General features: G+C 67.4%; 15 protein-coding genes. 6 read left to right on the plus strand and 9 right to left on the minus strand.

Translation table 11 applies throughout. The features are described 5' to 3' along the window. Window positions 1-43 precede the first annotated feature (43 nt). From ILT43_RS11380 to ILT43_RS11390, 3 genes are read left to right on the plus strand one after another with little or no spacing between them, the layout of a single operon-like run. The gene (locus ILT43_RS11380; RefSeq protein ID WP_239474685.1) at window positions 44-1,720 is read left to right on the plus strand and encodes a heparinase II/III family protein; all 1,677 of its coding nucleotides are present in this window, start codon (window positions 44-46) and stop codon (window positions 1,718-1,720) included. Between the two features lie 19 nt (window positions 1,721-1,739). Then, entirely contained in the window at window positions 1,740-3,320 is a 1,581-nt protein-coding gene (gene purH, locus ILT43_RS11385; protein WP_204199085.1) for a bifunctional phosphoribosylaminoimidazolecarboxamide formyltransferase/IMP cyclohydrolase, read from the plus strand. Between the two features lie 39 nt (window positions 3,321-3,359). After that, window positions 3,360-4,151, plus strand: a complete 792-nt coding sequence (locus ILT43_RS11390; protein ID WP_204199086.1) for a glutaminyl-peptide cyclotransferase — start codon at window positions 3,360-3,362, stop codon at window positions 4,149-4,151. A 15-nt stretch (window positions 4,152-4,166) separates the two neighbouring features. Here the strand turns inward: ILT43_RS11390 and ILT43_RS11395 are convergent, their stop codons facing one another. Beyond that, complete coding sequence (locus tag ILT43_RS11395) at window positions 4,167-5,741, minus strand: cisplatin damage response ATP-dependent DNA ligase (protein WP_204199087.1); 1,575 nt, start codon at window positions 5,739-5,741, stop codon at window positions 4,167-4,169. A 51-nt stretch (window positions 5,742-5,792) separates the two neighbouring features. Here ILT43_RS11395 and ILT43_RS11400 point away from each other — a divergent pair, with 51 nt between their 5' ends. After that, window positions 5,793-6,632 carry a metallophosphoesterase gene (locus tag ILT43_RS11400; protein WP_204199088.1) on the plus strand — a complete coding sequence of 280 codons (840 nt, stop codon included), beginning with the start codon at window positions 5,793-5,795 and terminating at the stop codon, window positions 6,630-6,632. A gap of 13 nt (window positions 6,633-6,645) precedes the next feature. Here the strand turns inward: ILT43_RS11400 and ILT43_RS11405 are convergent, their stop codons facing one another. Genes ILT43_RS11405 through ILT43_RS11420 form a run of 4 tightly spaced genes read right to left on the minus strand, consistent with a single transcriptional unit; the run spans window position 6,646 to window position 8,279 of the window. Then, window positions 6,646-6,828 (minus strand): DUF1328 family protein, encoded by a 183-nt coding sequence (locus ILT43_RS11405; protein WP_204199089.1) that lies wholly within the window; start codon window positions 6,826-6,828, stop codon window positions 6,646-6,648. Window positions 6,829-6,832: 4 nt separating this feature from the next. Next, the gene (locus ILT43_RS11410) at window positions 6,833-7,330 is read right to left on the minus strand and encodes a Dps family protein (protein ID WP_204199090.1); all 498 of its coding nucleotides are present in this window, start codon (window positions 7,328-7,330) and stop codon (window positions 6,833-6,835) included. A 60-nt stretch (window positions 7,331-7,390) separates the two neighbouring features. Then, on the minus strand, window positions 7,391-7,954 hold the full coding sequence (locus ILT43_RS11415) for a TMEM165/GDT1 family protein (RefSeq protein ID WP_204199091.1): 564 nt from the start codon (window positions 7,952-7,954) through the stop codon (window positions 7,391-7,393). A 4-nt stretch (window positions 7,955-7,958) separates the two neighbouring features. Beyond that, on the minus strand, window positions 7,959-8,279 hold the full coding sequence (locus tag ILT43_RS11420) for a hypothetical protein (RefSeq protein WP_204199092.1): 321 nt from the start codon (window positions 8,277-8,279) through the stop codon (window positions 7,959-7,961). Window positions 8,280-8,455: 176 nt separating this feature from the next. On the opposite strand from ILT43_RS11420, the gene rpmG reads away from it, so the two are divergent. Then, entirely contained in the window at window positions 8,456-8,623 is a 168-nt protein-coding gene (gene rpmG, locus ILT43_RS11425) for a 50S ribosomal protein L33 (RefSeq protein ID WP_055844439.1), read from the plus strand. 161 nt (window positions 8,624-8,784) lie between these two features. Here the strand turns inward: rpmG and ILT43_RS11430 are convergent, their stop codons facing one another. Together ILT43_RS11430 and ILT43_RS11435 are read right to left on the minus strand one after the other, a co-directional pair. Beyond that, entirely contained in the window at window positions 8,785-9,723 is a 939-nt protein-coding gene (locus tag ILT43_RS11430) for a squalene/phytoene synthase family protein (protein WP_204199093.1), read from the minus strand. A 23-nt stretch (window positions 9,724-9,746) separates the two neighbouring features. Further along, complete coding sequence (locus ILT43_RS11435) at window positions 9,747-10,328, minus strand: LOG family protein (RefSeq protein ID WP_204199094.1); 582 nt, start codon at window positions 10,326-10,328, stop codon at window positions 9,747-9,749. Between the two features lie 833 nt (window positions 10,329-11,161). On the opposite strand from ILT43_RS11435, the gene ILT43_RS11440 reads away from it, so the two are divergent. Continuing rightward, on the plus strand, window positions 11,162-11,581 hold the full coding sequence (locus tag ILT43_RS11440; protein ID WP_204199095.1) for a hypothetical protein: 420 nt from the start codon (window positions 11,162-11,164) through the stop codon (window positions 11,579-11,581). A gap of 87 nt (window positions 11,582-11,668) precedes the next feature. Here the strand turns inward: ILT43_RS11440 and ILT43_RS11445 are convergent, their stop codons facing one another. Together ILT43_RS11445 and crtY are read right to left on the minus strand one after the other, a co-directional pair. Next, on the minus strand, window positions 11,669-13,141 hold the full coding sequence (locus tag ILT43_RS11445) for a phytoene desaturase (protein ID WP_204199096.1): 1,473 nt from the start codon (window positions 13,139-13,141) through the stop codon (window positions 11,669-11,671). Continuing rightward, window positions 13,138-14,298 (minus strand): lycopene beta-cyclase CrtY, encoded by a 1,161-nt coding sequence (crtY, locus tag ILT43_RS11450; protein WP_204199097.1) that lies wholly within the window; start codon window positions 14,296-14,298, stop codon window positions 13,138-13,140. The genes ILT43_RS11445 and crtY overlap by 4 nt, the downstream gene beginning before the upstream one ends. Window positions 14,299-14,305: the final 7 nt, after the last annotated feature.

Consider the following 14,305-nt stretch of genomic DNA (forward strand, 5'->3'; position numbering starts at 1 on the left):
TAGCGAGACAAACCCCGACGGCATCGAGGAGGGCAAGCGCCTGATGCGGGTCCGCGGTACGTCCGGCCTGTCGCTGGCGGAGCGTCTCGCCGACCGGCTGCACCGGCTGACGTGGCGGACGCCGATCCACGGCATGCGGCTGAAGGGTCGTTACCCGCTGAAGCTGATCGCAGTGCCGGACGACCCCGTGCTGGGCAATGCCGCGTGCGGACAGGCGCTGCTGGACGGGCAGATCGGCTTTCGCGGCGAAGTTCGCGCGATCGACACGCTCGACTTCGCCAGGCCCGACTGGTCGGGTGCGTTCGGCGCCTATGTTCACAGCTTCGCCTGGCTGCGCGACCTGTCGTCGGGGGCCACCCGCGCCGCCGGAGCGACCGTCGCCGAAGGGCTGATGCAGCGCTGGCTGAGCGTGCATGGTACGAAGATCGACGGCGCGGCGTGGTCGCCGGAAAACTGGGGCCGCCGCATCCTGTTCTGGACGGCGCATGCGCCGCTGATCCTGTCATCGACGGACCTGATCTACCGGTCGCAGGTGCTGAACACGCTGGCACGCGGCGCGCGGCATCTGGATCGCAGCGCCGACAAGGCACCCGCCGGTGCACCGCGCATTGCCGCGTGGTGCGGAGTCGTCGCGGCAGGGCTGCTCATTCCCGGCGGCGATCCGCGGCTGGCGTTCGGGGAGGCGGGGCTGACGCGCGCGCTGCACACCGGCCTGTTCGAGGATGGCGGCGTCGTCTCGCGCAGCCCGGCGATGCTGCTCGACGTGATCGCGCTGCTGTCGACCCTGCGTGAGACCTATGCGGCGCGCCGGCTGGAGCTGCCCGTCGTCGCGGGATCGGCGCTGGCGCGGATGGTCCCGGCGCTGCTCGGCGCGAGCCACGGCGACCGTGCGCTGTCGAGCTGGCAGGGTGGTGGCCCCTCTACCGAAGCGGAGGTCGCGGCGGTGATCGCGGCCAGCGGAATCCGCACCCGCCCGCTGCGCCAGTCGCGCGAATGGGGGTATCAGCGGCTCGCCGCCGGCTCTGCGGTGCTGATCGTCGATGCCGCGCCGCCGCCGGTCGCGCGGGTGGTCGATGGCGGCTGTGCCTCCACGCTGGCGTTCGAGTTCAGCGACGGCCCGGTCCGCATCGTCGTGAACTGCGGCGGCGCGCGCGCGGCGGTGGTACAGCTTCCCGCAACCCTCGCCGAGGGGCTGCGCACCACCGCGGCGCATTCGACGCTGACGTTGGGCGATTCGAACTCCACCGCGATCCACACGGACGGCACGCTGGGCCGCGGCGTCGCGGAGGTGGAGCTGTCCCGGCAGGAATCCGATGCCGCCAGCCGCATCGAGGCGAGCCATGACGGATACGTCCGCCGCTGGGGTTTCAAGCACCGCCGCCAGCTGCTGCTGACCGGCGACGGCCGCGAGCTGCGCGGCGAGGACGCGCTGCTGCCCGACGGCCGCAAGCGCAATCCGGGGGCGACGGGGTTCGCGGTCCGGTTCCATCTCGGTCGTGGCGTGCAGGCGTCGGCAACCGCGGACGGGCAGGCTGCGATCCTGCGCCTGCCCGGCGGCGCCTTGTGGCAGTTCCGTGCGCGCGGCGGTGCGCTTGCAATCGAGGACAGCGTCTGGATCGACGGGGAGGGGCGGCCGGTGGCGATCCAGCAACTGGTGGTCGGTGGAGAAGCCCCGACCGGCGGCGCGCACATCAGCTGGGTCTTGAAGCGCGCGCTCTGACCGGCCAAGGGCGCTGGCCATGAGCACCATCCCCGTCACCCGCGCCCTCCTGTCCGTCTCCGACAAGACCGGCATCGTCGATCTCGCGACCGCGCTGGCGGCCAAGGGCGTCGCGCTCGTCTCCACCGGCGGCACGGCGAGGGCGCTACGCGAGGCTGGCCTTACGGTCGACGACGTGTCGGACCTGACCGGTTTCCCTGAGATGATGGACGGACGCGTCAAGACGCTGCACCCCAAGGTTCACGGCGGACTGCTGGCGGTGCGCGACGATCCGGCGCACGTCGCGTCGATGCGGGAGCACGGCATCGCGCCGATCGATCTCGTCGTCGTCAACCTCTATCCGTTCGAGGCGACCGTCGCGAAGGGCGCGGCGCGGGACGAGGTGATCGAGAATATCGACATCGGCGGCCCCAGCATGGTCCGCTCCGCCGCCAAGAACCACGCGCATGTCGCGATCCTGACCGATCCCGCCGATTATGCGGGCGTGCTGGCCGAACTCGACGCCGGCGGCACCACGCTCGCCACGCGCCGCCGCCTCGCGGCCAAGGCGTTCGCCGCCACCGGCGCCTACGACTCGGCGATCGCGCAGTGGTTCGCCTTTTCCGATCAGGGTGAGACGTTCCCGGCGACGCTCCCGCTCGCCTTCACGCGTCACGCGGAGGAATTGCGCTACGGCGAGAACCCGCATCAGTCGGCCGCCCTGTACCTGCCGCGCGGGCCGCACGCCCGCGGCATCGCGCAGGCGGAGCAGTTGCAGGGCAAGGCGCTCAGCTACAACAACCTCAACGATGCCGACGCCGCACTGGAACTGGTGGCGGAGTTCCGCGACGGGCCGCCGACGGTGGTGATCGTCAAGCATGCCAACCCCTGCGGCGTGGCGAGCGGTGAGACGGTGCTGGACGCGTATCGCGCCGCCTTCGCGTGCGACACCGTGTCGGCCTTCGGTGGCATCGTCGCGGTCAATCGTCCGCTCGACGGTGCGACGGCGGAGGCGATCTCGGCGATCTTCACCGAGGTCGTGGTCGCCCCCGATGCCGATGCCGATGCACGGGCGGTGTTCGCGCGCAAGAAGAACCTGCGGCTGCTGATCGCGGGCGAACTGCCCGATCCGACACGCGGCGGGCTGGCGATCAAGAGCATCGCCGGTGGCCTGCTGGTCCAGTCGCGCGACAATGGCCGGTTGGGCGAACTGAAGGTGGTGACGCGTCGCGCGCCGACCGAGCAGGAACTGGCGGATTGCCGGTTTGCGTGGACGGTGGCCAAGCACGTCAAATCGAATGCGATCGTCTATGCCAGGGACGGTGCGACCGCCGGTGTCGGCGCGGGGCAGATGAACCGGCTGGAATCGGCCCGCATCGCCGCGTGGAAGGCGAAGGACGCGGCGGAGAAGGCAGGCTGGGCGCAACCGCAGACGATCGGCTCCGCCGTGGCGTCGGACGCGTTCTTCCCCTTCGCCGACGGCCTGCTCGCAGCGGTGGAGGCCGGCGCGACGGCGGTGATCCAGCCGGGCGGCTCTATCCGCGACGACGAGGTCATCGCGGCGGCGGACGAGGCCGGGCTGGCGATGGTCTTCACCGGCATGCGCCACTTCCGCCACTAGAGGCTTGCCGCCCCGCATCGCCTGCCGCAATCAGGCGCGATGATCCCGACGCTCCTCGCCCTGCTCACATTGTGGCTTTCGCCACCCGCGCAAGCCACGCCGCCGGCGCAGGCCGCGCAGGGAACGACGGAGCCCGCCGACATCCCCGTCGTCGTGCCGCGGATCGTCGCTCGCTACCCGCACGACCGCACCGCCTTCACCGAAGGGCTGTTGTGGCACGACGGCGTGCTGGTCGAGAGCACCGGGCAGGAGGGTCGGTCGGAGGTCCGCCGCGTCCGCCTGAATGACGGTCGCATCCTCGCCCGCGCCACGATCCCCGCGGCGCAGTTCGGGGAGGGCGTGGCGCTGGCCGGCAACGATCTCGTCAGCCTGACATGGCATGACGGCATAGCGCATCGCTGGAACGCCAAAACGCTCAAGCCGCTGGGAACTATGCGCTACACCGGCGAAGGCTGGGGCCTGACCGGCGACGCGACGCAGCTGATCCGCTCCGACGGGTCCGACACGTTGCGGGTGGTCGATCCGAAGACGCTGAAGGACCGCCGCCTGATCGCCGTCACGATCCGCGGTCGGCCGCTCAAGGACCTGAATGAGCTGGAATTGGTCGACGGCACGATCCTCGCCAACGTCTGGCACACGCCGTATCTCGTCCGCATCGATCCGGGCTCGGGCAAGGTCGTCCAGATCGTCGACCTGAAGCCGATCGTCGCGGAGATCGGGGTTACCGATATCGAGGCGGTGGCGAACGGCATCGCCTGGGATGCGAAGGCGCGGCGGCTGTTCGTCACCGGCAAGCTGTGGCCGACGCTGTTCGAGATCGCGCTGCCCTGACGTCCGTCCGGCGGATCAGGTCACCAGCCGCTTCAGCGTCGCCAGCTGGTCGGCCTCGTTCGCGGGCTTGTCCGTCCTGATCCGCGCGATCCGGGGAAAGCGCATCGCAACGCCCGATTTGTGCCGGGTCGAGGCGTGGATCGAATCGAACGCGATCTCCAGCACCAGTGTCTTCTCGACCTCGCGCACCGGGCCGAATCGGTTCAGCGTGTGGTTGCGCACGAACTTGTCGAGTATCCGCAGCTCCTCGTCGGTGATGCCCGAATACGCCTTGCCGACCGGCAGCAACTCGCCGTCATCGGTCCAGCACCCAAACGTATAGTCGCTGTAATAGGAGGATCGCCGGCCGCTGCCGCGCTGCGCATACATCATCACGCAATCTGCGGTCAGCGGATCGCGCTTCCATTTGTACCACAAGCCCGCGCGCCGTCCGCCGACATAGGGGCTGTCGCGCCGCTTGAGCATCACACCCTCGATCGCGGCATCGCGCGCGCCGGCGCGGATCGCCTCCAGATGCGTGAAGTCGTCGGCCTCGATCACCGCGCTGATATCGAAGCGCTCCGGATCGAGCCGCGGCACGAACGCCTCCAGCCGCCGGCGGCGCTCGGTCCAGGGCAGCGCGCGCAGATCCTCCGTACCGTCGACCAGGATATCGTAGAGGCGGACGAAGGCCGGATATTCGGCGAGCATCTTCGCCGACACGGTCTTGCGGCCCAATCGCTGTTGCAACGCGTTGAAACTCGCCGCTTCGCCGCCCTGAACCTCGCCCTTCACCAGCAACTCGCCATCGACCGCCCCGGCTTCGGCAAAGGCGGCGGCGACATCGGGAAAGGCGCCCGTCACATCGTCGCCGGTGCGGCTGTACAGGCGCGTCTGGCCGGCGACGTGAACGATCTGGACACGGATACCGTCCCACTTCCACTCCGCGGCATAATCGTTCAGGTCGACACGCGCGTCCTCCAGTCCGTGCGCTAGCATGAAGGGACGGAAGATCGGCGTGTCCACCGCCGTCGGTCGCTCGGCGCGCCCCTCCACCCATTCGAACAGCGTCGCATAGGGCGGGTCGAGACCGTGCCAAAGCTCCTCCAGCTCGTCGACGTCGATCCCGAAGGCATTCGCCAGCGCCGTCTTCGCCAGCCGTGCGGACAGGCCGATGCGCAAACCGCCCGTCGCCATCTTCAACAGCGCGAACCGCTCCTCCGCGTCCAGCCGGTCGAGCATCGCCGCGAGCGCCGCAGGCGCGTCGGAGCGGGACAAATGCCGCAACCGCTCCACCGCTTGCGCCAGCGATAGCGGCTCGGGCTCGGCGGGCACGACCGGCGCCGGCCACAACAACGCCACCGTCTCCGCGGTGTCGCCGACATAATCGCGGCTCATACGGAACAGCACGGGATCGACGCGCTCTTCGATCAGCGCGCGAATTTGCGCGGGTTTCACGCCCGGCAGGTCGAGATCGCCGGTCAGCGCCGCCATTGCCCAGCCGCGATCGGGGTCGGGCGTGGCGAGAAGGTAGTCGGCGACCAGCTTCAGCTTCGCGTTGCGACCGCGCGTGTAGATCAGCGAATCGAGAAGCGCGGCGAAAGCGTGCATGACATCGGAACGCATGGCGCACCCGAACCGCTCCCGCTAGGGCACGCGACGATGTTGATGCGCCGCCTGTTGCTTGCCTGTCTGCTCGTGATCGCCGCCTTCAGTGTCCTGTTCGGCGTCGGGGTGCACAATGCCCGCGTCGATCCGGTGCTGCGGCGTACCTCCGTCGGGCTGCCGGACTGGCCCAGGGGCGCGCCGCCAATGACGGTCGCGCTGTTGAGCGATATCCACATGGAAAGCATGACGATGGACCCGCAGCGACTGCGCCGCGTGGTCGATCGGGTGAACACGCAGCGCCCCGACCTGATCGTGATCGCCGGGGACTTCATCGAAGGCGTGGGCCGGGCAGAAGCCCTGCACGCCGTACCGATCCTGGAGGCGGAACTGCGTCGGCTGTCCGCCCCATTCGGCATCGTCGCGGTGCTCGGCAACCACGACTACGGCACCGACGAGGTAGCGGTGGCGCGAATGTTACGGCGGATTGGTGCGACGTTGCTGATCAATGGTTCGGCGCAAGTGGGACCCTTGCGAGTCGCGGGGATGGGGGACCAGTCTACAGGCCATTTCCACATCGCACCGGCCATGTTCGCGCTGCTACGACTGCAGGGGGCTGGGGTTATGGTCGCCCATTCGCCCGAGGCGACCAATTGGGCCAAGCCGTACGTCCACCTGCTGCTGGCGGGGCATACCCATTGCGGGCAGGTCGTTTTGCCCTTCTACGGAGCCCCGATCGATGTGGCCCCGCCGCGGTATCGGTGCGGCGTGATCCATGACCCCGGCCGCACCATCATCGTCACCGGTGGCCTCGGCACCAGCAATCTGCCGATCCGCTTCGGCGCACCGCCCGACTGGTGGCTGATCCGGATCGGACCGTCGTCCACCAGCCAGTAGGCGCTCCCGTCCGTCAGAGTGCGTCCTTGACCTTCTTGCCCGCGACCAGACCGAGCACGAGGAAGATCACGAACAGCACCAACGCGATCACGAACAGGATCTTGGCGATCCCGACGAACGCACCGCCGACGCCGCCGAAGCCCAGGCCGCCCAGCACGAGGCCGAGCACGAGAAAGATCACAGCGAGCTTCAACATCGGATCAACCCTTCCGTGCGGTTTCGAACAGGAACCAGGCGCGTTCCTCGGCCTGATCGATCCAGTCGTCGACGATCGACGAGGTGGCGGTGTCGTTCGCTTCCTCGGCCCGCTCGCGCGCGTCGCGGAACACCGCGATCAGCTTCAGATTATCCTCGCGCAGCTCCGCCAGCATCTCGTCGGGGCTGACATAATCGCGATCGTTGTCGACGATCGTCTGGCGACGGCTGATGTCGCCGATCGAACGCAGCGTCGTCTGGCTGGTCTTGCGTACACGCTCACCGATCGCATCGGTGATGCCCAGGATCTGCGTGGCCTGATCGTCGAACATCAGGTGATAATCGCGGAAATGCGGGCCGGACACGTGCCAGTGGAAATTCTTCGTCTTCAGGTACAGCGCGAAACAATCCGCCAGCGCGATGTTCAGCGCCTCCGCCACGGTGCGCGTGTCGTTGCGGTTGAGGTCGGTCGGGGTCTTCAGGTTGGGGGCGACGTCGGCCATGATAAGCTCCGAAGTTTGGGATCGTCAGCGTAACGAACCCCGCCTCGATTGGCTCCGCCGTCAGACGAGATGGAGTGCTTGTAATGCGAGGATCGCCGCGACGACGAGAAACAGCCCGGCGATCGTCCATCGCACGGGCTTGAGCGGCAGCCTCAGCCAGCCACGCTCGCCCAGCAGGACCCCGGCCGTCATCGTCACGGTTGCGCCGATCGTCGCGCCGGCCGCGGCTAGGATCGGCGATCCTCCGCCGGCGGTCAGCGCGGCGACGACGAACTGCACTCCGTCGCCGAACGCGAGGATGAACAAACCGAGCGTCGCGGTGGCGAACCCGCCCAGTCGCCAGCCATCGAGGCGTTCCGGTGGCTTGCCCGACCACAGTGCGCCGCCCCCCTGCAACGCCAGCGCCAGCGCCAGGAGCAGCCGTGCGGCCTCCGGCGTCAGCATCGGCGCGAGGAGCGTTCCTGCGATCGCCGCCAACGCGGTCGCGGCGGCGAGCGCGACCAGCGCCGCCAGGATGACGACACCGGGGCGGAATCGATCGGCAAGGATCGCCGAGAGGTGCGCAGGCCGATCGCCGATGCCGGCCAGCGCGGCGGCGACCAGCGCCGCCATCAGCGCGTCCAAGATGTCAGCTCGCGAGGCGGACCGAGCAGGCGGCGGCATAGGCGTCGCACGCGGCGACGTCCTGCCGCTCGCAGCCGACCGCGTCGGACAGGATCGACAGCCAGCCATGCACCAGCGCACCGCGCTCGCCACGAGACAGCGCCGAATCGACGAAATGCGCGACGGTAACGGCGGGGTTCAGGCCGTTGCGATGCGCGATCACGCGAATCGCATCGATCGCCGGCGCCAGTTCGCAAGGGCGGGCATAGGGCGCACGCGTGTCGATGGCGGCGATTCGCATCGTCAGGTCGGCGCGGACCGCGTCCAGATCGATCGGCTGCTCCATGTCCCCGGCTCCTCTTCTATCCTGCTGAAACCCTACGCTTCCACTGGTTGCCGGGCCGTTAAGACCCGCCCGCCAGGGTGCTTTCGGTTGACTTCGTGCCGACCATGCGTCATGCGCCGCCACTGATCGAGCGGGGGCCCCGGCCGCCGCTCTCTTTCTTTTTCAGGATAGGGCTCATGGCCAAGCCGACCACCGTCAAGATCAAGCTCGTCAGCTCCGCGGACACAGGCTTCTTCTACGTCACCAAGAAGAACCCGCGCACCAAGACGGAGAAGCTGAGCTTCAAGAAGTACGACCCGGTCGTGCGGAAGCATGTCGACTTCAAGGAAGCCAAGATCAAGTAATCCGCACGCGCACGCCTTCGGGCGTGCGGGTCGATTGCCGATCGCGGTGGTGAACGGGCCGGGGGCGACATTGCCCGCGGCCTTTTTGCGTGCGCTCGGGCCGGGTGTAGCTTCGATTGATAGGTCGGTTGCCGTCCCCGAGAGTTGGCGGCCGTCGATCGTCAGCGCGGCCGTCGCCACAGGCCAGCCGGCCGCGCCACATTTGCATATAGCTCGTGTCGCCGTGCCGCCTCGCGACCCGCGCGCGCGATGAAACCCAGCTTCTGTGCGCCGGACGTGCTGACCCGCCGGTCCCATGCCCGCTCGCCCCGCGCCGCGACTTCGCGCCCGATCGCACCATAAATCGCCGCCGCCGCCAGCACCGCCCAGGCCGACCGGAACGACAGCGCCGGCGTCCCGCCCCGCGCGCTCGCCTCGAACGCCGCCGCCTTCTCCGCCAGCCGTGCCCCTAGCCGCGCCAGGGCCGCGCGGTTCGCAGGCTCCAGTAGCGTCGCCTCGGTCAGCCCCAGTTCGGCCAGCCACGCAGCGGGAAGGTAGCAGCGACCAGCCTCCGCATCCTCGCGCACGTCGCGGGCGATATTCGCCAACTGGAATGCCATGCCCAGATCGCAGGCGCGGTCCAGCGTTGCGGCGTTCTCCGGCGGCACCCCCATGACGACCGCCATCATGCACCCGACGACCCCGGCCACGTGGTAGCAATAGCGGTACAGGTCGTTCTCGGTCGCCGGCCGCCACTCTTCGGCATCCAGCGCGAAGCCGGCGATCAGGTCGCGCGCGAAGGCGGGCGGCAACCGCGTCTCCGCCGCCACGATCCGAAGCGCGTCGAAGGCCGGATCGCCGACGACCTGCCCGGCCAGCGCCGCCTCGGTCTTCGCGGACACGTCCGCCAGCCGGGCCGGCGCGTCCTCGACATGGCTCATGCTGTGGCCGTGATCCTGCCCGTCCGCGATGTCGTCGCAGCGTCGGCACCACGCGTACAGCAGCCACGCCCGCTGCCGCGTCTTCGGATCGAATAACAGGGATGCGGCGGCGAAGCTCTTCGATCCACGCGCGATCGACTCATGCGCGGTCGCCACGATCGCGTCGCGGGTGGGCCCCACGTCATCCGAAGGCGATGCGGCGCTCAAAGATCCCCGACCGACATCCGCACGATCGGCTGCGTCGGCACGTGACTGGCCATCCGCTCCAGCAGCACGTCGAGCGTATCGGCGACGATCAGCAGGTCGCGGTGCTGCGGTCGCAGGAACCCGGTCTGCGCCATCGTCCCCCAGAACGCGATCAGATGCTCGTAGTAATTGGCGGTGTTGAGCAGCCCCACGGGATCGGCGTGATAGCCGAGCTGCGCCCAGCTCAGCGCCTCCCACAATTCGTCCATCGTACCGGTGCCGCCCGGGATCGTGACGAAGCCGTCCGACAGCTCGGTGAACAGCGCCTTCCGCTGGTGCATACCCGTGACGACGTGCAATTCGGTCAGCCCGCGATGCGCGACCTCCGCATCGACCAGCGCCTGCGGGATCACGCCGATGACCTCGCCCCCCGCCGCCAGCGCCGCATCGGCGATCGCGCCCATCAATCCCAGTCGCCCGCCGCCATAGACGACGCCGATCCCCCGCTCGGCCAGCGTCCGCCCGACCTCCCGCGCGGAATCGATGAACACGGGATCGGCCGGCGTCGCGGAGCCGCAGTAAATCGCAAGGCGCTTCATGCTGCGCGGGTTAGGGGATGGGGACGGGAGCGGCAAGGGTGGCGGGGTGCGGGGATGGGATGATGCATCAGGGATATGCATCATGAATGCGCCCGGATCTCTGCCGTCCCCGGCGTGATGCAGAACTTGTTAGTTATGCATCATGGTTGGCAACCTCGCTGGAAACCGGCCATTGACGGAACTCGGATTATGCTGACAAACCGATCATGACCATGCGCACCTCGGCCATCTTCACACTTCTGATCTCCGTATCGGCATCTGTAATGGCACAGCAGGTTCCATCAACGGCTCACATAGGGCGAATGATGCAGCAGCTACAGGCGAGCCATATTGCGGCAAATGCGCCACCTGCCTCAAGTTTTAGCAAAATCCTTGAGCGCGATGTTCGAGCGTACCTCGCAGCGCACCGGCTACCTTCTAAAAAGGTGACGCTTGAACCGCTTCGGAAAGGAGCGACACAGAGTGGAGTGTCGTATCCAAAATACTATATTTGGATACGCGCGACTGATGCGGCAAAACACCATGTTGAGGGCGCAATGCGTATCGTGGCTATAGACCGGGCTAGATTCGAAGTTACTGACTTCACGCCTGCGGCTACGGTCCGGAGCGATCCAGCGTCACTCGCGGCCATTTACCCATCGCCCACCATACCCGCCATCCGGCGGCATGCTGCAATTCAGTAGCGTCACCTGATTGCAGGTGATCATCGGTCGGACCTTCATGTCGCTTTGATGCAAACCTTTGAGTTTTGCATCCATAGCGCGGAAAGGTGCTGGGAGCGGACGTGTTGCCAAACCTGCTGGAAGCCGCATACCAAAGCGTGGAGGTGCCTCATGGCGAACCGCGGCTGGTATGGGACAGACGAGCAATGGGCGCATTTCGAAGCAGCGCTTCTGCCGATCGATCCAAACATCAATGGGTTCGCGGCACGTCATGCCCCGTCGGTGAGGCAGAATGAGCGCGACTCCGTTGGCAGATCCATGCGTTGGGGGAACAATCCGAGTGCGTTGTTGCAGCTATATCTTGCCGACCCGGACCGTTTAACGTGGAATCTATGGGCTTGTTGCTCGGACGATCGGGGAAGCGATCGATACTGGAAGACGACCTTTCTGATGGAAGGCGAAGAGGTTGCCGCTTTTGCTCCATTCATTGATGCGTTGCTTGAACGCGGATTTAGCGAACTGACAGAGTGGCGCGAACACCCGAACCTGCTGACCTTCGCGACTAAGATCGCATCAATGCCTAAGCTTTGAGGTCCGCTTCCAGGCATCGGCCAACCGGCCGCTTTGCTCCCCACGCTGATGCAAAACTTTTGACTTCTGCATCACCCCACCAACCCCTCACCCCTCCAGCATCAACCGCGCCGTCGCCTTCGCGCTCCCCACCACGCCGGGAATGCCCGCGCCCGGATGCGTGCCCGCACCCACGAAATACAGGTTCGGTATCGCGTCGTCGCGGTTGTGGACGCGGAAATAGGCGCTCTGCGTCAGCACCGGCTCCAGCGAGAAGGCGCTGCCCAGATGCGCGTTCAGGTCCTGCGCGAAGTCGCTGGGCGCGTAGTGGAATTTGGTGACGATGCGCTCGTGGATGTCGGGGATCAGGCGACGCCCGACCTCGTCGATGATCCGCTTTTCCAGGATCGGGCCGATCTCCGCCCAGTCGACCGGAAACTTGCCCATGTGCGGCACCGGCGCCAGCGCATAGAAGGTCGACATTCCTTCCGGGGCCAGGCTGGGGTCGGTGACGGTCGGATGGTGCAGATACAGCGAGAAATCCTCGCTCAGCACGCCGTGGTCGTAAATGTCCTCCAGCAGGCCCTTATAGCGCGGGCCGAACAGGATCATGTGGTGCGGCACGCCCGGCCACGTGCCTTTGATGCCGAAATGCACGACGAACAGCGACGGGCTGTACGACTTGCGCTCCAGCTTCGCCTTGGTCCGCTGCGAACTGCGTGAGTCACTCAGCAGGTCGCGGTACGCGTGCATGATGTCGGCGTTGGCCGCGACCATGTCCGCATCCGCGCGCCAGCCGCTTTCGCACGCGACGCCGGTCGCGCGGTCGCCCAGCGTCTCGATCTTCGCGACCGGATCGCCCAGGCGCAGCGTCCCGCCGATCCGTTCGAACTGCGCGACCATGCCGGCGATCAGGCGATTAGTGCCGCCCTTGGCGAACCAGACACCACCGTCGCGCTCCAGCTTGTGGATCAGCGCGTAGATCGCGCTCGTCGTCATCGGGTTGCCGCCGACCAGCAGCGTGTGGAACGACAGCGCCTCGCGCAGCTTCTCCGACTTCACGAAGCCCGACACGACCGAATAGACCGATCGCCACGCCTGATATTTGGCCAGCGCCGGTGCCGCCTTGATCATCGACGCGAAGTCGAGGAACGCGACATGGCCCAGCTTCTCATATCCCTCATGAAACACGCCCGCGGAGTATTTCAGGAACTTCTGGTATCCCTCCCAGTCGCCGGGATGCAGCTTCTCGATCTCCGCGCGCAGCACGGTGTCGTCGTTGGTGTAGTCGAAATTGGTGCCGTCGGGCCAGTTGAGGCGATAGAAGGGCGACACCGGTTCCAGCGTCACGTCGTCGGCCATCGCCCGGCCGGTCAACTGCCACAGCTCCTCCAGACACGCCGGATCGGTGATGACGGTCGGGCCCGCATCGAAGGTGAAGCCGTCGCGCTCCCAATAATAGGCGCGCCCGCCCGGCTTGTCCCGCGCCTCGACGATCGTCGTCTGCACGCCTGCCGATTGCAGCCGGATACCGAGCGCCAACCCGCCGAATCCCGCACCGATCACTACCGCCGTCGTCATGCTCTTGCCCTCATCAATGCGCGCACCGCACGCCCGATCGGAACCGGCGGCTTGCCCACCAGCACCCGCGCCTTGTCCTTCATCGTCGACGTTCCCGCGTAGAAGCGCCCGATCAGCCCCGGATCGAGCCGGTAAAAGCGTTCGAGCACGCGGTACCGTTCCTCCGGTTCCGCGGCGCGAAACAGCATCGTGTCGAGCATCCGGTAGAAGCCGCGCGCGTCCCACGTCGCCTTCGCCAGCCCGTGCGTCAGCGCGTGCAGCGCCTCGCCGGAGAAGTCGCGCTGCGCGACAATCGCGGCGGCGGTGCGGATCGCGTCCGGCAGCGAATAGCCGGTCGTCGGGTGGAACAGGCCGGCGCGCATTCCCGCCTTCGCCGTCTTCGCGCCGCCCGACCGCCAATATCCCTCGAAATCGCCGCCCATCGCGACCGGCAGCACGCCCGCCTCCTCGCGGACGGTCGTGCCGTGCCAGCCCTGCGCCTCTGCATAACGATCCAGCCGCGGTTCGATCGCGCGGCGGTTCAGTTCCGCCTTGTCACTGTAATAGGTGTCCTCGACGAAGATGCGCCGCTCGGCAAAGGGCAGGACGTAGACGAAGCGATACCCGTCGATCTGCTTCACCGTCGCGTCCATCACCACCGGCCGCTCGCGACCGTGCGGGGTGTCCAGCGCGATCTCCCGCCCGACGAACTTCTGCCAGCCGAGGTCCAGCATCGACAGGTCGCCGGTGCCGCGCGCATCGATCACGCCGCGCGCCTCGATCCGGTCGCCGTCCGCCAGCACGACGCCGGTCGCCGACGCGCCCAGCGCCTTGCGCCCCAGCATCAGCCGCTCTGCCGGCATCGCCGCCCGCACCTCCCGGTCCAGCGCGCTGCTCTCGATCGAGTAATAGGTCGCGCCGATCGTGCGCGCGTGATGCGGGAACGCGACATCGTACCCGCGCCAGCCATAGCTGACGAGCGGCTCGACGATCCAGCGATCCGCCTGCGCGACGTCGCTGCCGAAGAACGACCACAGATGATTGCCGCCGACGCTGTCGCCGCCGTCGATCAGCCGCACGTCGAGGTCGGGGTGTCGCTTCGCCAGCGCGAGCGCGATCAGCCCGCCGGCAAGACCGGCGCCGACGATCGCGACGTCGCAGGAGATGGTGGTGGCCATGAACGTT

This window comes from Sphingomonas longa, assembly GCF_016892685.1.
Lineage (GTDB): Bacteria > Pseudomonadota > Alphaproteobacteria > Sphingomonadales > Sphingomonadaceae > Sphingomonas > Sphingomonas longa.

Bases quoted from the DNA above. Each gene is read 5' to 3' on its own strand.
- ILT43_RS11380 (WP_239474685.1), top strand. From the start codon at position 44: ATGCGGGTCCGCGGTACGTCCGGCCTGTCGCTGGCGGAGCGTCTCGCC.
- purH (WP_204199085.1), top strand. From the start codon at position 1,740: ATGAGCACCATCCCCGTCACCCGCGCCCTCCTGTCCGTCTCCGACAAG.
- ILT43_RS11390 (WP_204199086.1), top strand. From the start codon at position 3,360: ATGATCCCGACGCTCCTCGCCCTGCTCACATTGTGGCTTTCGCCACCC.
- ILT43_RS11395 (WP_204199087.1), bottom strand. From the start codon at position 5,741: ATGCACGCTTTCGCCGCGCTTCTCGATTCGCTGATCTACACGCGCGGT.
- ILT43_RS11400 (WP_204199088.1), top strand. From the start codon at position 5,793: ATGTTGATGCGCCGCCTGTTGCTTGCCTGTCTGCTCGTGATCGCCGCC.
- ILT43_RS11405 (WP_204199089.1), bottom strand. From the start codon at position 6,828: ATGTTGAAGCTCGCTGTGATCTTTCTCGTGCTCGGCCTCGTGCTGGGC.
- ILT43_RS11410 (WP_204199090.1), bottom strand. From the start codon at position 7,330: ATGGCCGACGTCGCCCCCAACCTGAAGACCCCGACCGACCTCAACCGC.
- ILT43_RS11420 (WP_204199092.1), bottom strand. From the start codon at position 8,279: ATGGAGCAGCCGATCGATCTGGACGCGGTCCGCGCCGACCTGACGATG.
- rpmG (WP_055844439.1), top strand. From the start codon at position 8,456: ATGGCCAAGCCGACCACCGTCAAGATCAAGCTCGTCAGCTCCGCGGAC.
- ILT43_RS11435 (WP_204199094.1), bottom strand. From the start codon at position 10,328: ATGAAGCGCCTTGCGATTTACTGCGGCTCCGCGACGCCGGCCGATCCC.
- ILT43_RS11440 (WP_204199095.1), top strand. From the start codon at position 11,162: ATGGCGAACCGCGGCTGGTATGGGACAGACGAGCAATGGGCGCATTTC.
- ILT43_RS11445 (WP_204199096.1), bottom strand. From the start codon at position 13,141: ATGACGACGGCGGTAGTGATCGGTGCGGGATTCGGCGGGTTGGCGCTC.
- crtY (WP_204199097.1), bottom strand. From the start codon at position 14,298: ATGGCCACCACCATCTCCTGCGACGTCGCGATCGTCGGCGCCGGTCTT.